We start from the raw sequence: 20747 nt of genomic DNA, 5'->3' as shown, positions 1-20747 counted from the left end.
GCTATATTTTTATTGATTTTTCAACTTCCACATTAATTCATCTTCAAGATTTTCCATATGGATCATTCGATCTTTTGTATTTTGGTAATCTCTGCTTTCTGAATTTAACATTTTAAGTTTGCCTAAAAATGGGACCATCATGCCAACGTGTTCTGAAAGTGAATTTAAGTACTGTTCCAAACGCATGTCTTTATTGAAGCTCTTGGATAGTATTTTGCTGAACAACGATTTGTGTATCAAAAAAAATGGACTATTCGGAAGATATTCAACATGAAATAACCTAGCATTGATAATTGTTTCTTTTCCGTAATTTCTATCACTAATCGCCGATAGCATCTGCAGACCATAACGGCTCATTTCTTCTACGGTGCGCCAAAATATATCTATATTATACTTTTTAAAATCTAAATTTTCATTTATTAGAATTACAAAATCAAATTTAGAACGTTTACTCTTCGTTATAATTTGATTAAAAACAAGATGAAATGCATTACTATGATCTACCTCTATAGGTGTTATTGAAACGGGTTCCGATCTTGACAATTCCTCCAGTGAATGTAGGATGTCAACATTTTCCTTGAGTGAGCATATTCCAAAAGATAAATTTTTTATCGTGGATTTCCTGCCGTACCCACGCGTTACACTATTGCTTCCGTGAGCTATACTTCGTTTTACATCATCAATGGTAGCTTTAGTTGCTCTTAAATATCTGTTCAAAGAGTTTTTTCGATATATTTCAATATTGAAATCCCAAAAAAACAGTTTAAATGCTGGCTTTCGTATCGTGATTATTGACATCCCCATAAGTCGGCATCGGGTCTGCCTTTCAAGATTGAATCCGTCTTCCTGATAGAAATGCCATTGAATGTTATTGCCGCCACATTTAAAAAATGATTGTTTACTCATAGCGAAACTTTCAATATAGTCAATTCGTTTTTTTTCTTGAGAATCGTCTCTTCTATCCAGCCCCCTCGCTAGTGTATCTCTAAAAAGATCGTATTGTGTGTTTGAAAGTTCGATTACTTGATCCATAGGCAGTACTATTCTATTACTATTTTTTTTGAGCATCTCGAAGCTTGATAATATATTTTCAATAGGTAGTAATATGTTTACATCGACATATATAAAAAACTCTTTTCTTATCCTTTTTAGAATAAATTGATCGATTTTTTCGTTATTAATAAATGCATACTTTGCCTTTCCATTCGCTAAATTTTGATTAAATACGGGCCAGTCACCTCGCTCGACTATATGAATCTCAACGTTCAGATGCTTATGTAAATAATTTATATAGTTTTCAATTTTATCCTGCTGCTGGGAAGTTACCGCAGATCTTAAAAGAAGAATAATAGCACAATCATTAATGGCTGGTTTTTGCTTTTTTGTTGAAATGCGGTTAATTTGTTCAACATACACCATTGAGCACCTGTCTTTTTTAAGCTTTGAAAAGTCAAGGTGGTAGGGGTCTGTTACTTTAAACAATAACTTGCAAAAGTAGTTGGTTTTGTCACTGTCAAAAACACCTGAATTGTGTAATATCTTACTCTTATAGTATTGTGAAATATGCTCTTTTGGCCATGAGAAATTTAACTCATTATGTAATCTAACTTCTCGATTATGCTTCCATGCTGTCCAAAGTACTGCCCACATATCAGCACACCAAGCTTGGACTTTATTCGTGTTATTTCGGATAGATTTATTGAAATTTTCCATATAATCAAATATTACTTCCGAATAGTATTCTACCTCTGACCAGAATATTTCATCTACACCTTTCATAATGTGCTGTGCTCCACCAGAATGATCTTTATTTTTCTCGACTATCGCTGGATCTATATCCACAGCTGCACATAAATTAAGTAAAAATTCCTTACCATAGCGAGCTAGATAGTCGTAAGAAATATAATTTCTAGTGTCCCCGAAATACCAAAAAGGCGTACTCGACAGGAGCGATTCATTTAGTCGCTCCCTAAAGAGAATATCACTATCATGATAACAGATGACTTGTTGTGTTAAAATTGGGTGTTCCCTAAAATGTTGAACTAATATATGTGGCCGAATGGAAGAAAGATAATTTCTTTTCTTTCTATGGTCCGGATAAAAGAAGAATTGACCTTGATGATTTATTGTGGCGAAATTTCTAAAGTTATCGGGAATGCCAATTTTTGGATTGTACGCCAGTAAGACGTGAATATTTTCAGCTAAGATACCCATATCTTCAAAGTTTTGCAATTGTATCTCTAACTGCCACAAAAAATATTGTTCAGCCGGTTGTGCGGAAATATAAAACATAAATTAATAACGAGGAGTTAGGAGAATCTCATCCCAAGAACTGTATTCCTGATTTAAAAATGAATTTATTGTCAAAGAAAGTAGGAAATGATTGGATGTGTAATTCTTATGTGTAAGTATTTTGGTAGAATTAATTAATTCTTGTTCGATAAGGCACTTCATTTTTAGATCTGATGTAAATCTGCTCCAGTGTAGTAGTGTATTAATGAGATAAAAATAATCTCTATTTATATCCTTAATTGTACGTTTCCAACCTAAAAGATGCTCCACGATAAGCGGTGTTATATTGAATTTTGTTTTTTTTGACAACGCTTTACAGAGAATGGGATAAGCCAAAAGATTCGCCAATGCTATCTCGGAAGACAAATTGCGGTGTTGTTTGATCATTAGTTCCATTTCCGATAAAATTCTATAAAGTGTCATTTCAATGGGAAAAGTATAAATCTCTAAATTGTACAATTGTATTAAGGCATAAAGATGATTGGCAATATTTAGTTGGCGCGTAGTGTCTTGAGCTAAATAAGCGATTATCTTTTCGGCAGTTTGGCACATTGCGATACTGAATGTAGGATCAGCTGGGGTGCCGCTGCGACGTTGACGGTTTATAAGCAACTGCAGGTAAAAAGGTAAATCCTGTATTTCATGCCATCTGCTTTTGCTGAGATAGTCTATTAGTTTTTTATCATAATCGGTTAAAACTTCCCCTAAATCAGCATCAAAAAAATCATTTTTTTCCAGTATTTCTAAGGCAAGAATTAAGTCGGCACGATTTTGAGTAAAGCTGTATTCATCAAAATTGCATTTAGAATTTTTAATGATTTTAAAAGTTTCAAATGCAATTTTTTCGACCGTTGAATCACCTAATTTGCAATTATAGAATTTATGCAAAACAAAGCCGAATTCGATTTTTTCCGGCTTTGTTTGGATATACTTGAAATTATTAAGATAATTAGCGAGCATTATTAAGGTTATATTTTTTAGATAAGAAAAGATAACTGTTAACTTATTATTCGGCTAGTGCGGATTTCCAAAATACGTAGTTCCAGGATTGGTAACGGGTACCGAAACCGAAGACATGTCATCCGATGTTGTCCCATCAGTTGTTGATCCAGGGATCATATAAAGTTCGTTATACAATGAATCAAAATCGTTTGCATTTAGAAAATTAGAAAGGCCTACGATATCGACTTGGTATAATTTTACCGAAGCGTTTTGATTTGTATATCTTCCTTTATCCACGCTAATATCAGTTGTCACATCCTGTACACCATATCCGTTGTAAAATGAAGTAAGCAATCCATCAGTCGTATTTGGATCATGATTGCCCTGCTTTTTTGTCGGAAGAATTAGGTTAGTAATAACCTCCTGCGCCCCAACCATATTAGTCTGCACATCAATTTGCATACCTTTGGCGCGAAAATAGTTTCTTAGCTCTTCTGCCGATTTAACAATCAAGTATTTTGTGCCTAAAGCTGTTGATCCATTGGTTCCAATATTTACTTCGTTAAACATGCTCCCAGCGTCTTCTTGCATTTTCTTTTGCTCCTGATCTTGCTCTAAATTAGACATTGGCTGCGGTGCAACAAATTTTTTTGCTCTTGAGACAAGATCCACAGACACAGCATAACTTTTGTAAGTTCTACCTAGACTACTATTAGGATCTTCGTATTTCTTTAAATAGGCCAGCTTTTCTTCCTTCGTTTCATTAATATTTCCTGGATATTTAAGATCAAACTCCATAAGCATGCTCCATTCCTGCGTGTCACGCATGCTTTCGTAAAATCCAACATATGACACTTTTTCCGCTGCACTCATCACTCCACCTAATATGGTGGTTAACTTTTGATTTGTTAAAATGTCGAGCTCTTTCTCTAAGGATTTGAAATCCAGTTTAATTTTTGTTTTCATAATGTTAAAAGATTTATAATTTGTTATCTAATATAATTTAGAATGTGCGTTTAAAAAAATACTTTTTTTACGCAATCGATTGTTTTAATTTAAATGTTGTGTTTAATACTTGTATAATATATTTTAGTAATAATATATAGACTTAATTATGAACCTAAAATCATTTCCAATAGATCGTCAACTTGACGTAATGGATTGTGGACCGGCTTCGTTAAAGATGATCGCCAAGTATTATGGCAAGTATTATTCATTACAATATCTAAGAGATCTTTGTGGAAATACGAGAGAAGGGGTTTCGCTCGCAGGAATTTCTTATGGTGCAGAAGCCATTGGACTACGAACCTTGGCGGCGAACTGTACTGTTGATGAGCTAGTGCAAAAAATCCCATTGCCTGTGATCATCCATTGGGACAATAGTCATTTTGTTGTACTTTATGCTATTAAAGAAAATAAAAGAAATGCATTTTTTTTTATTGCGGATCCGGCAAAAGGAAAACTATGCTATACTAGAGGTGAATTTGAGAAAAAGTGGATTAAGCAGAATGAAAATAAAAATTCAGGAATCGTGTTAATCTTGGAGCCACAGGCTGATTTCAAGCAGCGGCAGGCAGGAGAGAAAGCAGAACGAGGCCGTTATCTGGAAAATATTACGGGCTATTTTTTACCATATAAAAAAAGCTTTTTGTATTTGGCTATGGTCATGTTACTTATCACGGGCATGCAGGCGATTCTTCCTTTTATTTCCAAAGCTGTTATAGACGTCGGTATACAGACTCAGGATGTAAGCTTTATAAATATTGTGCTGATAGCAAATTTGGCCCTTATTGTCAGTATAACTTTAAGTTCAGCAGCGCGTGACTGGATTCTGCAGCATATGTCTTCACGCATCAATATAGCTTTGATTTCGGATTATCTCATTAAGCTCATGAAATTACCTGTGTCTTTTTTTGAGAATAAAATGCTTGGCGATATCCTTCAACGTGCCAATGACCATGAGCGGATCCGAAGTTTTATTATGAATAATTCGTTAAATTTAATTTTTTCAACTCTAACATTTTTGATTTTTAGTATTGTTCTCCTGATTTATAATACAACAATATTCTATATTTTTATTATTGGGAGTTTGCTTTATATTTTATGGATAATGGCTTTTTTGAGGCTGAGGAAAAAATTAGACTGGGATTATTTTGAGTTGACTGCAAAAAATCAAAGTTATTGGGTAGAAACAATTGGCGGCATTCAAGATATAAAAATAAATAACTACGAACAGGCTAAGCGATGGAAATGGGAAGGAATCCAGGCCCGACTCTTTAAAGTCAATTTAAGAATGCTGAGTATCAATAATATTCAGAATCTTGGTGCAAGTTTTATTGATAGTGTTAAGAATTTATTGATTACTTTTTTTTGTGCTAAAGCTGTCATTGCTGGTGATATTACTTTCGGAGTTATGATTTCCACTCAATTTATTATTGGCATGCTGAACGGGCCTGTTCAACAATTCATCATGTTTATGGTGAGTTTTCAATTCGCACAGATCAGTTTTCTACGCTTGAATGAGATTCAGGTATTAAAAGAAGAAGATGAGGGTACAGGAACCAATGACCTAGCATTAACAGCAGGTAGAGATATTGTCGTTGACAATGTGTCTTTCCAGTATACCAATGTTTCGCCCATAATCCTTAAAAAGATATATCTCGTGATTCCTGCTGGAAAAGTGACGGCAATTGTCGGTGACAGTGGTTCGGGTAAATCCACACTTCTAAAGCTGCTTCTGCGTCTTTATAAGCCAAGTTATGGTGAAATTTTGGTTGGAGGAATGAATATCAATAATATCGGTTTGCGTCAATGGAGGGATCGTTGCGGTGCCGTTATGCAGGATGGAAAAATCTTTAATGATACCATTTTAAATAATATTGTACTTGATAGTGAAAAGATTGACAATGAGCTTCTTCGTAAAGCGGTGACAGCTGCCAATATCGGGTATGAGATTGAACAACTACCACTGGGTTACCAGACTAAAATGGGAGAAGATGGCCGGGGCCTCAGCGGCGGGCAGAAACAACGTGTATTGATTGCACGTGCATTATATAAAAATCCCGATATCTTATTTTTTGATGAAGCGACCAATGCATTAGACACAATTAATGAACAAAAAATTACACAAGCTTTAGATGAGATTTTCAACGGAAAAACAGTTATTGTCGTTGCACATCGTCTGAGCACTATCCGAAAAGCAGATCAGATTATTGTCATGAAAGATGGAGAAGTTGTCGAAGTAGGCAATCATGATTCGTTAGTACAGCGTAATGGTCGATATAGTCAACTCGTAAATAGTCAAACTGAAATGAGGACTTTAGTAAGCTAATTAAAAATGGATGTACAGGAAAAAGAAATCAAATATCAGCGGACAGAAGAAGTTCGCGACATTATATCGCATATGCCTACCGCATTCGCTCGTACAATAGTCTACCTGGTACTGTTTATGGTTGGGCTCCTTCTGATTTTCGGTTATATTGTTAAATATCCCGATATTGTGAGCGGCGAGGTGACTGTATCGGCTCAGAACGCACCCGTACAAATTGTTTCTCCCCAAAGCGGAAGGCTGCGTCTTCGCGCGTTCAAATCGCAGGATAGGGTTAATTCAAAAGATATTCTAGCTTGGGTAGAAAATACGGTAGATCCAGAGCAGGTTATTTACATTAGGGGATATGTAGATTCCTTAAAGTTACCGCTTACTAACGCTCGTGAGATTTACAATCTACTCCCAAAAAATTTGAAATTGGGTGATCTTACAGTTCCCTATTCTACATTCTTATCGAGTCTACGTCAATTGGCCGATTATCAAGAACACAAATTGTACGACAAGCAAGATCTCTCGTTATCGAAGGTGCTTAATGAACAGAATATAGCTCTTAACACGCTTCAAGAGAAAGAGCGCTTAAGTAAAGAAAACCTTAAACTTTCGGATAAATTTTTAAAACGTGATTCCATTTTGTTCAGCAAAAGGTTAATCAGCGAAGCAGAGTATGAAGAATCTCTGGCAGGGCATCTAACTGCCGAAGATCAGGTAAAAAGTTCTTTACGCAATTCAGGGTCTGTACGGGAAGCAATAAGTAATACCGAAAATACCATGCAGCAAAATCGAATCACAAAGACCGAAAAAGAACTGCAGCTCGATCTTGACTTATTGACATCTTACAATAATCTTATTGATAAAATCAATATTTGGGAAAAGAAGTATCTTATCGTATCACCTATTTATGGTCATGCACAGTTTTTAAAATTTTGGACAGATAACCAGTTTATACAAGAGGGAGAGCCAATCTTTTCCATTATCCCAAAGGAGGGTAAGACTATAGGTAAGGTAATGCTTCCGATTCAAGGTGCTGGTAAAGTAAAAGTTGGTCAAAGAGCAATTATCAAACTAGCTGACTACCCCTATATGGAGTACGGATATATCGAAGCCGAGGTTCAAAACATCGCGTTAGTTTCAAGTATTGTTAAAGCGGGAAATGGTACCTCAGTTGAATCTTATTTGGTGACATTAATATTTCCTAATGGTTTGAAAACTAACTATGGTACATCATTAGCTTTTAGATTTGAAGCAAAGGGCTTAGTGGAAATCGTCACCAAAGAGCGAAGATTGATTGAACGCTTTTTTGATAACCTCAAATATATAGGGTATACTAAATGAAAAGAATAATAGGAGTTTTTCTTTTACTGTATTTATTGTTACCAGAGGTAGTTATCGGGCAAAAGAAAATCAATTGGGAAATCGCGAAGTCTATCCTATATACCAATAACATCAATTTGAAACAGAGCTTTTTAAAGGAAAAAATTGTAAAAAACAATATAAATATAGCTCGCGGAAATCTCTACCCAAGCCTTAGCTTTTCAGCTAATAATCAGCACACCATGGGATTAGTATTTGACCCTGTGTCAGGTAGATTGATCACTGGAAATCAATGGTCTAACTATGCCACAGGGAGCTTGGGTAGTAGTTTAGTCATTTTTCAAGGTGGACAAAAACAGAATGTACTAGAGTCGGAAAAAATTAATCTTGAATTGGCGCAGCTTGATACGGAAATGTTGCTTCAGGAATTGGAATTGCAGTTGCTTCAATTATTTACGCAATCGCTTATTAACAGAGATTTATGGCAAGCAGCGGGCAGTCAACAAGAATTGTCCAAGGAACAATTGAGACAAGAAGAAGAGCTTATGAAAAGTGGAAAACGCACACTGATCGATGTTGGACAGGCCAAAGCTAAGCATGCAACTGATAATTTAAATACGGTAAATGCAAAAAATGCTTATGAGATTAGTATTTTAAAATTACGGCAAATTCTAGATCTGAATGATTCTGAGGAGATTCAACTGCAATCAATAAGCCAAGATACTTTGTTAGTAACGGGGGAATATAATATTCATAATGATGTATATATTAAGAAGATCGATAAACAACTTGCCCTTCAGGAAATCAGTATTAAGTTGGCTCGATCTACCTACTTTCCAACTTTGGTCTTTAATAGTAGTTATGGTACTAATTATTCATCGCAACGTATGGATGGTTTATCAGGTGAAACGATGGCCTTTTGGAGACAGATTAACCAAAATAGGACGCTATATGGAAATCTTGCTCTTACACTTCCACTATTCGACGGTAATCGAACCAAGAACAACTTAAATTCTGCCAAACTGACCAAACGTAATCTGCTTTATGAAAAAGAAAAACAATTTGTTGACCGAAAACAAAAATATGCACAGGCAGAATTAGAATATCGTTATTCTGAAGAAGAGTTAAAGGCTCTTCAATTAGCGTACGAAGTGAATAAAACTAACTACGAAGCAATAAATGAGCGCTACAAAATAGGTAAAAACTCGTCAATTGATCTTTATAAAGCTTTAACAGAATATAATATTTCGGAATACAAACTGATTAGTAGTCGCTATAGAGTGTTTTTTCAAAAAATTAATCTGCGAATTATTCGCAATATGGAAAATTAATTTTTTTCTAATTCATGTGTGTAAAATTTTCCTCTACAAGTAAGTGAATCCTTTTCGCTTTGCCGATTATTTTTTCGTTCAAAGCCTTTTCCGCAGTTGCGGGATGAGCATCGTCAATTGGATTACAATAATGATTATCTGGAAAACGTCCAGGCCATTACCTTTGCCAAATATCCGATCCTGTATAAGGACAAGACTTAAGCCAGTTGGCACTGACCGAAATGGAGTGGGGGGATTGCCTACCTATATTGACGATCCGAAGGTGCAGGCCGATCGCCTGCGCAATATGATCAATGTACGTAGCGAGCGTATCCTGGAGGGTAAAAAATCCTACTCGTATCGCTTGCGCAAGCAGCGTTGCTTTATCCCAGTGAGTGGAACCTTTGAGCACCTTGTAGTGAAAGGCTGGAAAAATAAAGTGCCTTATTTTATCGGTGAAGCGGGGAGAGAGCTATTCTATTTACCCGGCTTGTACCAGTGGCATGAGACGGTGGTTGAGGATGGCGTAGTTGAACGCGTAGGTTCCTTTGGTATGCTTACAAGAGCAGCCAATGAAGTTATGGCCAATATCTATAATGATGGGCCTAATAAACATCGGATGCCCTTATTCTTGCCGGAAGATCTCGAGCGTCAATGGATCGAGGATATTCAGGAGGACGATATGCCACCAATTTTTCTGTTTGAAATGCCCAATGATAAGCTGAAGCACTATCCGGTGTATACGTTGAGAGGATATCCAAACCGCCCGGATGGAAAGCATCGTTACGAGCAATTTGACTGGGAAGGATTGCCACCATTAGGAAGTGATACGGCGCAGACTTCGTTGTTTTAAATCAGTGTCCAATGGGAAGTTTAACGAAATATGTATCAAATGATCGCCCCGAGTTCGCTGTATTTCTCGAAGATGACGATAAGGTTTGTTACGTATACCTATTGAATGAGGAAAGAATAGTTGGAGATATATGGTTATACAATAGCGTTCCTACTCCGAGCGAACCTGAATGGCATAAAAAGGAGAATATACCGTTTTTAAATCCTGCAGCGTTTGTCAAAGAGAATCTTGAACCATTTGATGCATGGGATGTACGCAGATAGCCGCTATTATTGCTATGTACAGAAACACTATAAAACCCGTTTTTCAAGAATAATGATATCTCCATCATTACTCATCTTCTGAAAACCCAATTTTTCAGCAAATTTCAGTGCTTTAAGATTCGTTATTTCAGTCTTTGCTACCAAAACATTTACCTGGTATTTTTCTTTTGCCAATGCTATCAACAACTCAAAAGCTGCAGACATTATTCCTTTTCCCCAATATTTGGGCAGCAGAAAACCACCAATCTCAATTTTCTTTTCTTCCTGATTCCAGTGGTGTAAGGCGCAGTCACCAATAATTATCTGCTCATTTTCCACAGTCCGTATACTGTAGAGTTCCTCACAAAGAGATAAAATATGTTCTGTAAACTGTACCGGATTCATATCCTCCTCATTAGTTGTCTGGTCCTGAATGGCTGATTCATCTTCAAAGTACAATCGGTAAAATGACTCAGAATCTTTTACAGACATTTCTCTCAATATGATCTTTATACAGTCTCCGGCCGATTTCATGACCTCCATAAATTATAAATTTTATGTTTATTCATCAATAACTGCTGATCATTGACAGATCAATAGTTACTTGCAGCATATCGGTTCAAAGTTAATGATTTAGAAAAATATTATTAACTTATCCTGTGTGAGCTTCAAAAGAAGACTGAATGATGAATTACAACAAGAATTTTTCGGTTCCGATAATAATACTTTTCCAGCTGGTAACCGGGTTTACCGTCTTAAAGTACAGCAACCTACTGTGCAAAGTTCGGCCAATTCACATGCTAATGTCGCAACAATATAGCCCAATTAAGTCAAACTAATTATGAAAACTAAAATATCTTGTATTAAGATACTATTCACTATATTAGCGGAATGAAGAAATCTGATTAGCATATAACAAATAATGTTTTTTTCGAGGCAATCAATGAATGCCTTGAGATTTTATATGTTAAATTTCAAAAATATGCTAAAATGATTAATTTCTTTGAAAGTCCTTTTAAAGGCAAAATAATTCAAGACCATAATACCAACCCCAATATTATTGCTGGAAAATATTCCTATTATTCAGGCTACTATCATGAACACTCTTTTGAAGACTGCGCTCGTTATTTGATGTCAAATCGAAATGACGTTGATAAGTTAATTATAGGCTCTTTCTGTTCTATTGGAAGCGGTGTTAGTTTCATTATGGCGGGCAATCAGGGGCACCGACATAATTGGATATCTAGTTTTCCTTTCTTTTATATGCCAGAAGTTGAAAGCTTTGGTGGTTCAATTGATGGATTTGAAAATGCTGGAGATACACTTGTTGGTAATGATGTTTGGATAGGAAGCGAGGCTATGATTATGCCCGGAGTGAAAATCGGCGATGGGGCTGTAATTGGTAGTCGGGCACTAATCACCAAAGATGTTGCCCCTTATACTATTGTCGGGGGAAATCCTGCGCGGGTAATTAGAACACGATTCAGTGAAGAACATATCAAAATGCTTTTAGAAATCAAATGGTGGGATTGGGATGAAAAAAAATTATCGGATGCTATTCCTATACTTTGTTCTGAAAATATAGAGTTGCTATATGAATTTTATCAAAACTATTACTAACCGACTAAAATATACCATCTTTTCTTTAGGTAGATATATATAGCAGGGCTGGATTATTCCAGCCTTTTTTGCGGTATAAATCTCTTGTCAAGAAAAAAATAAAGGACGCATTGAATGACTAATGTTAGTGAGATAAACAGCACCATCAAAGGGATTCCAAAATAATTTCCAGGAATTGTACGATTAGAGACAAGTTATACAGGGTACTTAAAAAACAGAGATTATTGATAGACAGGAAAAAGAAGCGTGCACCAGGAACCATGAATTCAAATCATTACTATCTGAAATATCCTAACCTAATTAAAGAGTTAGCACCTACGCGTAGTAATGAATTATGGGTTTCAGACATTACATATATTTCAGTAGGCTATGATATCAATTATCTTTCTCTCATAACTGATACCGCGGAATAAATCTCCAGAATGTTCCTTATACCTGAAGTGTGCGAACTTTTCATTTAAATTTTTCATGACAGTCATTTGGTGCGAATGCCACAAATGCTGTTCCGGAAAGAAAATTATAAATAGCCGTCAACTTTTGAACAAAATTTTTAAAGAAATGTAGTTCAACTAATCTTGCGGACTTTGATTTAGATCGAGGCCCAAAGCCGGCTAACATTTGGCTCAAGCGAACGTTTAGGCAAAAAGCCTCACTTAACGTTGTAAGGGAGGCCTTTTTGTTTAAGCTGTCTATTTCAGGCCTAAGATTATTCAGCGATCATCACCTTTTCCTCCTTGATATTATTTAGAAAATCCGTGTATTTTATGGGTAGCTTTTTTCTGTGGTAATAAAAATAGAAGTCAAATGAGCCCCCGATGATTCCCTTATCCGGAGCATATACAAATCGATCAATTCCTCGCTCAAAATCATAATTATACTCATGTTGTGTCCAATCTACATAGGTCCAAAACTGATATCCCGTTGCATGCTGTGCTAAGGTGATTTTTTTGGATAGATATTCTCTTCTGTCCCGGGACCAATCTAAAAAGGAAAGCGGGTCTTCACCTATCCGATATAAAGGGAATTGTAAACTAGGATAAGCGCCTTTAAATATTTTTTCGAATTGAAGTACACTATAGGCCGAATCTTGGGTATTGATAGTCCCATAGACATTCGTAAAAGCTTGCGGACGATTGCGGACTGCATAAAACTGTAACAAACAATATTTTGGTGCATAATAAGTATCTCCTTTTTTTATAATTAGCTTATACGCATTAAAATACTTTGTTGTTTGCTTCACAGTAGTGTTGAAGTACGATAACGTATTTTTTTTATGAAGCTCTTCCAGATCTTTAAAGTTAATCATTGAAGAACGTACTGTATCGGGGTTGATTTCATACCAATCTTCTGAACCATCTAAATCAGGTAGAATGGAAAATAGCGTGATATTATAATCATGTTGTCCATTATATATACCCTTATTACCGATAAACGTTTGTACCTTACTCATTACATTAAAAAGATGCACTTCACGCTTAATCTTATATAGCGGATAGGTGTTTAACCTAAAGGATGAGGCTGTAAACTCTTTGCTATCTTCTTCAAAAAGGAAATATTTGGTGTGACTAAATCCTTTATTGAAGGACAATAGGGAGATAAGGACCAACCAAATTATAAGGCACTTAGTTTTAAGCATAGCAATGTTCATTTTGTTTGTTAATTAGCTTCTTTCAATTAAAAATTAGTTGCATTTAGTACCTGCTTTGCCATCTCTATGAGTGGAATTAACACTTGATTCGACCGTATCGAGATTATTTACTATTAAAAGTCCAAAACGATCAGAAAGGGAGTTACATTCATTTAGGTAAGTGTGCAATCAACTCAACTTCTAATTTAGCATCTGACATGTACAATCTTTGTACTTGTATCCAAGTAGCGGCAGGAAAGTCATTATTGTAAAACTTTTTCCTCACATCATTATATTTCTTCATTGCTTCGATGTCTGTCGTGTACAAATTCTCTTTTACCACATGTTGAAATGTTGCGCCAAAACTAGCCAAAGATGCTTTTAAATCATTGTAAACTGCTTGAATTCCTTTAGGGGAAAGATCCGTCGTTACGGCGCCCGATATATAAAGAACGTTATCAACTTTTAAAACCTGACAATATCCCGCTGTTGTATCCTGTTTCATTTTGTTGTTGTTCCAATGCCATTTTTCTTTTTTGATGTTCTTTTCCTGTGAAAAAGTATTGCTAAAAATTAATAGAAATGGAAGTAAAATAAGGTATTTCATAGCTTTTGGTCTTTATTTATTGGTCTTTATTTAAATGGAGATCTTCATTGTTTAGTTATTTTCCTAAATTAAGGAATTTAGGAATTGGTTACACCTTTTCAGAAACTTCTATCTTTATTTCAAAATAGAGAATAACGGCTCCTCCGTTATCATGTTAGATTTTTATGCGTTACAGGTAGGAAAGAGTCCTGCTACCAACTAAAATGTCTTTTACCGGTTGCCTCATCTCAGCTAAAGAAAAAATCAGCCTATAGCAGACTTTTCGGTATCTACCGCGTACCGCTTACATACACCTTGTTTTCCTCAGATCGCCGTCGTAGCAACCATACTTTTGTCATACACATAAAAACAAAAGAAAATGACAAATCAATTTTTAATTAAAAACACAATGGCAGATATGCGAAGTCTATCTACTTGTGAAATTACGCTATTACAGAGCGGCTGTTATGCAGGGGTGGAGTTGTTAGGCTATTATGAGAAAGGGGATACACCTGCTCCAATTATCTATTTTTTGAGTACTACGCTTCTAGATGATGATGGTGGCAGTATTATCCAAACAGGAGATATTAAATTAGAACATCAATTTATTGGAGAGCTTAATGTCAGATATTTTGGAGCCAAAGGCGATGGACTGCATGATGATACATCTGCCCTACAAAAGACCATCGATTACGCACCCATAAACAGTGAAGATACAGTTGCATTAAGTCCTAAAGGCTTCGCAAACGGTTTTAGTATTCAGATACCAAGAGGACGTTATAAGATAACAGATACCATTATTTTGAAACGGGGACTGAATATCAAAGGAGCATCTCTTGAATCTACTCAACTTCTGTCTTTTTTACCTGGTTCAGTAATAAAATACAGTGATGAGGGTAGATATATACAAGATGAAATCAAAATAAGTGATTTATCGATATGGCAGGATACGTCTGTCCCCGCTACGAATGGCGCAGCTATTATGCTTGATTTCGGTTCCACTACTGTTTACAGCATGAAGTTAATGGTTGAAAATATTTACATTGAGGGAACATATGACGGTATTACTGCCGTAGCGCTTGTAGGTTCATCAATGAAGAACGTTTTTATATCCAAATGCGTGAGACATGGTATCTATATCCCAATGACAATAGGTAATAAATCTTCGAGTAGTACATCGTTAACATTATACAACTGCTACACAAGTTCAAATGGAGGTGATGGAGTGAGGATAATCAACGGAGCCTACATTTCGCTCGTTGGTTGTGCATCAGATTCGAATACTGGTTATGGCTATTATATTCAAGAAGGATTGGGGCACTCGCTTTTTTCTTGTGGTTGTGAAGAGAACAAATCTGGAAATATCTTTTTGTCCAAAGGCCAGGGAATTACATTAAATGTAACAAGCCTTTTCTCTGAGATTAACGGTGAAATTCATGGTATAACAATCCATCAATCGCACAATGTCAATATAGCAGGATATGCAAGAGCGATAGGAGGAAACACAGGATACGCCGTAAATATTTCTCTTAATGGGGGTATGGTGGATTTATCAAATCTAAGTACTGAAGATTTGTGGCAGACAAAACGCATTAATACAGGCGTGCTGGTCAGAGATTTAAAAAGCGCACTCGTGTGTAGAGACGGACAGTTCGCGTTCAATGGAAATACTGTACAGGCTGGAAAATTAGTATCAATTGTAGGCTTCTTGCCTGAGTCTATAAAAACCTCCGTAGAAAATATCGCTTCCTTTTCTAAAGCTGATTCTACTCGGAATGTTAACCATTTTGTGCAATCAATAGTTTCGGATAACAACGAGTCATATCCACTATTGGTCTCAAATTATACAGGGGTTGCGGTTAAAGGTAATTCTGCAACTGTTCAGAAATTTGCGGCAAACTACATTGTTGAGTCAAATATCGGTAGCGCTGCCAACGCCAATATAATGATTGATACACAGAGTGGGACAGTTCCGGTCGGAAACTGGAATATATATTCTGAAAGTCAGCGCAAGTCCTATTTTCGGGGGCCTTTGGTATTAGGCTCCAATAATGGCAGTGAAATTATGGGGGGAAATGGCTCTCCAGAGGGAATTGTTTCTGCAAGAGTTGGGAGTATATACATTAACAGTGCAGGAGCGTCTTCGTTAGATAGTATTTTTGTGAAAGACAGTGGCTCTGGGAATCTTGGATGGGTGTCTTTGGTTCCCATGCGACAGGCGGCAGCAGCTGTAAACTCTGCAACCGATCCAGGTACCGTTTACACACAATCAGAAATACTCGCGATCTTGAGCGAGCTTCGTGATCTTAAAACAAAATTAAGAACTGCCGGCGTTTTGGCGGTTTAATTTTCTAAACGTTTCCCCTCTTAGTTAGAGGGAACGTTTCGCATTCCTATATACAGGATTTAAGCAACTCACCATCTTCTAGATGACAAGATGTATGGAGGCTGACATCTTTATTGACACACTTTTGTGTAGAATTGAAAATAAGGAGGTTTCTTCATGGGTGTTTTACCTATCTTCCAAGATAATTATATTAACGAATGAAAAGATATTTAGTATTTATTGCGCTACTGGGGCTAGGCTTTGGTGCGTGTAAAAAAGATCGGGTTGTCGAGCCTGAACATCAAAATGTTGAAACAATTAAAATTGCTGGGCACGTTTATCCAAAAGATTCCATCATGAGTGTTTTTGAAAAATACAGTGGCTTTACAAAAGAAAGATTCATTTTCAACCAAGAAAAAGAGCAATTCTACATTGCTGATTACAAACTATTTGTTGAACCCTCTGATTATATCATACTTAAAAAATAATGAGATATCTAATTTATATTCTTTTTTCACAAATTCTATTTTTGAAAACCTTTGCACAGGGAAATTTTGATAAATATGGTGTAAATGTTGACTTTATTGCTGAACCTAATGTAACTACTAGTAACGGTGTTCAGCTTTTCTATAATTCTTCAACGGATAATAATTATAAATTCAAAATTTTAGCCAGAATTTCAAGAAATGATAAAGGCAAAAGCGATCAATATGGTGAATTAACATGGTTAAGACTAAAATATGTCACCAATGGAAACACTTATGTAATTGCGGATGAACTAATACTCTACTTTGTTCCCGATGGTTTAAATCAAAGTCCATATAAAGAATTTTTAATTGAAATACCTCCAACAATTCAAACTGATGGCCAAATAGTAGGAGAGTTTTATACTCGAAATGGTACTTCAATTAATGAAGTTAAGTCTGCAAACGCACCCTTAATAACCAAAATTATAAGTGGCCCTTCACAAATTTGCACTGAAGGAATATATACCTTTGGAGGTCCTGAGCCTGTTTCACTTGAAAACGCAACTAATATTGCAACGCTGACAAGTTTAGGAAATAATCAATATAAGGTAACAAGGATTGGCTATCAAACTGGAACTGTTAAATTAAAGTCTACGACATCAGGCAAAACATTTGAAAAAGAGATTACAGTTGGTGGTGGTGCAAATATTGTAATCGACGAAATGAGTTCATTACAGCAAGTTGGTAATGGATTCCAATTTCAGGTACTGCCTGGAAATGCTAATATGAAGTATACAGGCGTACTAAAAGTTACAAATATAACTACGAGTGTTCCTACGACCTATAGCTGGTCTTTAGTGTCGAAGACAGCAACACATTATACTTTTGGGTGGAGTTCGAATGGCAGATCTGTTGAGGTGCACTCTAAAGGGAATGTAGGTTTTGTTGTTTTAAGATGTAAAGCTGTAAGTGGCTGTGATATTATAGAACAGGATTATACGTTTTATTTTGGTGTAAATCCTAACGATTAATTAAATAATAGACGCCTAGACCAAAAATCTAGGCGTTTACTTTTTTAACAAAAAAATCTTTCCCTTTTTAAATCGGGTAGAGTTTTTCCAAGAAAAGTTGAAGGATTAAATTTCATAATAACCATGAGTCATCCATAACCTGTAAAGATCATTTAAGTCCGCCACATCCTGACTTGTTCGAAAACAGGGATGAAACCAAATCCAAAAATTCTCTTGGTCTTATTCTCTCAAATTTTTCATCACAGTCATTTGGTGCGAATGCCACAAAAGGGCCTACCTTTCTTAAAAAGAGGTGGGCTATTTTTTTTGAATAAGTATCATTTTAAATTTAGAATATTTTCTCAATAGAATAAAATTTATAAATAATTTGAATTTATAAATTTTATTCTATTTTTATATCAGCTAATTAACCTGATAAGTGTGTATTGATTTTATAAGCCGGAGGTAAAACTTACCCTTAATAACTTGTAAAAGTGTATGTGTTATTAGTATTTCAAGTTTAGAAACCTAATTATAAGTCATATGAAATACGCAATCACAGTGCTACTTCTCTGCTATGCTTTAATAGCATCAGCACAAGAACAAAACTCTTCTGGAATCTTAATCGGGAATTTTTATCGGACCAAAGTAGATATGGTCGTCCAACAATTTGATTATATTAAAGAAGATACATTACCCTATCGGTACATCGCTAAGGCCGGTGCAAAATTTACAATTATTGGAATAAAAAATTCTGAAATTATTATAAAATTTTGGCATTTTAATGACACCAATGCGCAATCTCAACCTGAAAAGGATTTTGCAAAAAAAGGATCTCAATTACTCTATATTGACAAATCAGCAAACGATAAGCATTTTGTAGTAAAAACAGATGTACTTAACGGAAAGGCAGAAAGCTATAATGGTAAGTCAACAAGTTTCGTATGGGGCATTACTACATTACCAGTAAAATTGAGGTTTGGAAATAGTGGCGGCAGAGAATTTCAATTCTCCAGCAATTTCAATATAGGTACCAATGCAGGGATACAATGGGCGTTTAAAGGCAGGAAATCTCAAAACCTTAATTTATTGTTTGGTGTCGGTATATCGTCCGTACAAGTAGATAGCGCTTCTACTGAAGGTAAACAAAGGGAATCAATAACTGCTGCTGCATTTACCCCCTCCTTAGGTGTGGTTTATGGATATGAAAGAATGCAGGTTGGAATCTATACCGGAATGGATTTTACTGGTGGGGCATTAAGTAAGAAATGGCTTTATCAAAGCAAACCCTGGTTGGCAGTAGGTATAGGTTTTGCATTGTTCCAAAAGGATAAACAGGAAGAGGCTGGACAGGGTGATAATTAATAAGCAAATATAAAATCAATAATGACTATGTAATCATTTTTTTTGCCATGAAAAGAACACTTGTAATTCTGTTTTTATGCATTGTCCACTTCAAATCTTTTAGCCAAAATAAATATATGGACAGTGAGCTTGACCCAAATAGATTAAACATTAATTTTCGGGTCTATGACCCGAACACAGCGCTATTTATGGGTCAGCTTTCTGATTTGGTCTATGAAGATTCCTTGTTGATCGATAATTATATGCAGATCCTACGAAAACGATATCCCGACTGGGAAATATCCTATAAATTTTTGAATAACAAAAAATCGGATGCCCAAGCGTTGTTGTTTTGCACTAAGAATTTTATGATTATCGCCTTTCGAGGGACAGAGCCAAACATAGTGGCTGATTGGATTACAGATGCTTCATTTTGGAATTATGAAAATAATCCCTCGTTGGATAATGCGCTCTCTGGAATGCCAGCGGGACATGGTGGGTTTAGAAGGTCATTAATAAATTTGATTCAGGAAGAGGATTTATTTAGTGAAATAGATTTATTAAGCCAGAAGATGCATCCAGAACTTAAACGATCGCAATTCCCTATTTATACTACTGGTCACTCACTTGGAGCAGCCCTGTCTCAGCTCTTTATGGAGTGTTTGAGATTTGAGGGATACAATTTCAAAGGAGCCTATCACTTTGCCCCACCACTTGCTGTTTCCTGTTCCCTACGGGAGCAGATGAAGTTTAACTTTGGCTCTATTGTTTATGATATCGTAAACTATAAAGATTATGTACCTCGTGCGGGACGTAACGGAGTCGCACACTTTGGGCAATTCCTCAGAATATGCGACGACGGAGAAATTCATTTTGAAAAAGAAGCCTATGTGAAATTTTCAATTGCCGAATATACAAAGGCCCTTAAATACCATAAACTGACGAACCATTTAGCAGCTATAAGACGCGATGACAATAAGCTCCAGGAAATCAAATCTCGTTCCTCCGACTTTTCATGCATGGGTGATGAAATAATAGAAAAAGACCCTTGCAAAATTGAAAATTAAAATAAAAATACAATTGCATAGTAGGAAATGAATGGCGAAGATCTGAGATGGCTGCGAAATACGCGAACCGTCAGTGCATGATGTGGAGCAATCTGGCTATATGATGTAAAAGCTGTGCGTCTTGCCGCGGCTTTTACATCATATAGGAATCAATACTTGACGCAATGTGAGGTGGCCGCCTGGGCGTATCGGAGCTGCATAAGCTTCGGCGGCTGGAAGAAGAAAAAGTTACGGGACTCAATTCTGATTATCAATTTCCCTAGGCAGAGCATGCGAGTTATCCCTGCTGAATACCTCAGTTTGGTATTATAAGCACAATGGACCTGCAATAAATGAATAGTGCATTTGATCCCTTGAAGCTGTCTATTCATTTTAATTACCTGGCTTCATACATATGAATTCCGACAAATGGAATTATCGAA

Annotated in this window: 18 protein-coding genes; 12 read left to right on the top strand and 6 right to left on the bottom strand. The window is 36.0% G+C overall.

The window, feature by feature from the left end:
• Positions 1–9: 9 nt before the first annotated feature.
• Genes HS960_RS09910 through HS960_RS09900 form a run of 3 tightly spaced genes read right to left on the bottom strand, consistent with a single transcriptional unit; the run spans position 10 to position 4200 of the window.
• Positions 10–2292, bottom strand: a complete 2283-nt coding sequence (locus HS960_RS09910) for a hypothetical protein (RefSeq protein WP_182332456.1) — start codon at positions 2290–2292, stop codon at positions 10–12.
• Between the two features lie 3 nt (positions 2293–2295).
• The gene (locus tag HS960_RS09905; protein ID WP_182332454.1) at positions 2296–3252 is read right to left on the bottom strand and encodes a hypothetical protein; all 957 of its coding nucleotides are present in this window, start codon (positions 3250–3252) and stop codon (positions 2296–2298) included.
• A 54-nt stretch (positions 3253–3306) separates the two neighbouring features.
• Entirely contained in the window at positions 3307–4200 is an 894-nt protein-coding gene (locus HS960_RS09900; protein WP_182332452.1) for a hypothetical protein, read from the bottom strand.
• 148 nt (positions 4201–4348) lie between these two features.
• On the opposite strand from HS960_RS09900, the gene HS960_RS09895 reads away from it, so the two are divergent.
• From HS960_RS09895 to HS960_RS09875, 5 genes are all read left to right on the top strand, one after another.
• On the top strand, positions 4349–6565 hold the full coding sequence (locus HS960_RS09895; RefSeq protein ID WP_182332450.1) for a peptidase domain-containing ABC transporter: 2217 nt from the start codon (positions 4349–4351) through the stop codon (positions 6563–6565).
• Positions 6566–6571: 6 nt separating this feature from the next.
• A complete protein-coding gene (locus HS960_RS09890) occupies positions 6572–7894 on the top strand; it encodes an HlyD family efflux transporter periplasmic adaptor subunit (RefSeq protein WP_182332448.1) in 1323 nt (440 codons plus the stop codon).
• Positions 7891–9204 carry a TolC family protein gene (locus HS960_RS09885; RefSeq protein ID WP_182332446.1) on the top strand — a complete coding sequence of 438 codons (1314 nt, stop codon included), beginning with the start codon at positions 7891–7893 and terminating at the stop codon, positions 9202–9204. The genes HS960_RS09890 and HS960_RS09885 overlap by 4 nt, the downstream gene beginning before the upstream one ends.
• Before the next feature lie 130 nt (positions 9205–9334).
• Positions 9335–10036, top strand: a complete 702-nt coding sequence (locus HS960_RS09880; protein ID WP_182332444.1) for an SOS response-associated peptidase family protein — start codon at positions 9335–9337, stop codon at positions 10034–10036.
• An 11-nt stretch (positions 10037–10047) separates the two neighbouring features.
• On the top strand, positions 10048–10299 hold the full coding sequence (locus HS960_RS09875; protein ID WP_182332442.1) for a hypothetical protein: 252 nt from the start codon (positions 10048–10050) through the stop codon (positions 10297–10299).
• Between the two features lie 27 nt (positions 10300–10326).
• Here HS960_RS09875 and HS960_RS09870 read toward each other — a convergent pair whose 3' ends face one another.
• The gene (locus HS960_RS09870) at positions 10327–10821 is read right to left on the bottom strand and encodes a GNAT family N-acetyltransferase (protein ID WP_182332440.1); all 495 of its coding nucleotides are present in this window, start codon (positions 10819–10821) and stop codon (positions 10327–10329) included.
• 118 nt (positions 10822–10939) lie between these two features.
• On the opposite strand from HS960_RS09870, the gene HS960_RS09865 reads away from it, so the two are divergent.
• The gene (locus tag HS960_RS09865) at positions 10940–11098 is read left to right on the top strand and encodes a hypothetical protein (RefSeq protein WP_182332438.1); all 159 of its coding nucleotides are present in this window, start codon (positions 10940–10942) and stop codon (positions 11096–11098) included.
• Between the two features lie 170 nt (positions 11099–11268).
• A complete protein-coding gene (gene catB, locus HS960_RS09860; RefSeq protein WP_182332436.1) occupies positions 11269–11898 on the top strand; it encodes a type B chloramphenicol O-acetyltransferase in 630 nt (209 codons plus the stop codon).
• Positions 11899–12604: 706 nt separating this feature from the next.
• Here catB and HS960_RS09855 read toward each other — a convergent pair.
• Both HS960_RS09855 and HS960_RS09850 read right to left on the bottom strand, forming a co-directional pair.
• Positions 12605–13534: a hypothetical protein gene (locus HS960_RS09855; RefSeq protein WP_182332434.1), complete on the bottom strand. Its 930-nt coding sequence runs from the start codon at positions 13532–13534 to the stop codon at positions 12605–12607.
• Between the two features lie 160 nt (positions 13535–13694).
• A complete protein-coding gene (locus HS960_RS09850; RefSeq protein ID WP_075992284.1) occupies positions 13695–14132 on the bottom strand; it encodes a RidA family protein in 438 nt (145 codons plus the stop codon).
• Positions 14133–14520: 388 nt separating this feature from the next.
• Here HS960_RS09850 and HS960_RS09845 point away from each other — a divergent pair, with 388 nt between their 5' ends.
• The 5 genes from HS960_RS09845 (at position 14521) to HS960_RS09825 (ending at position 20325) form a co-directional block, all read left to right on the top strand.
• On the top strand, positions 14521–16458 hold the full coding sequence (locus HS960_RS09845) for a right-handed parallel beta-helix repeat-containing protein (RefSeq protein WP_182332432.1): 1938 nt from the start codon (positions 14521–14523) through the stop codon (positions 16456–16458).
• A gap of 197 nt (positions 16459–16655) precedes the next feature.
• The gene (locus HS960_RS09840; protein WP_182332431.1) at positions 16656–16925 is read left to right on the top strand and encodes a hypothetical protein; all 270 of its coding nucleotides are present in this window, start codon (positions 16656–16658) and stop codon (positions 16923–16925) included.
• Positions 16925–17935, top strand: a complete 1011-nt coding sequence (locus HS960_RS09835; RefSeq protein WP_182332429.1) for a hypothetical protein — start codon at positions 16925–16927, stop codon at positions 17933–17935. The genes HS960_RS09840 and HS960_RS09835 overlap by 1 nt, the downstream gene beginning before the upstream one ends.
• A 522-nt stretch (positions 17936–18457) precedes the next feature.
• Positions 18458–19279: a hypothetical protein gene (locus tag HS960_RS09830; RefSeq protein WP_182332427.1), complete on the top strand. Its 822-nt coding sequence runs from the start codon at positions 18458–18460 to the stop codon at positions 19277–19279.
• A gap of 47 nt (positions 19280–19326) precedes the next feature.
• Complete coding sequence (locus HS960_RS09825) at positions 19327–20325, top strand: lipase family protein (RefSeq protein WP_182332425.1); 999 nt, start codon at positions 19327–19329, stop codon at positions 20323–20325.
• The last annotated feature ends 422 nt before the right edge of the window (positions 20326–20747 follow it).

Origin of the sequence: Sphingobacterium paramultivorum (assembly GCF_014109745.1) — a bacterium.
Lineage (GTDB): Bacteria > Bacteroidota > Bacteroidia > Sphingobacteriales > Sphingobacteriaceae > Sphingobacterium > Sphingobacterium paramultivorum.
Note: the sequence above shows the minus strand (reverse complement) of the source record. Positions and strands in the feature narration are given on the sequence as shown.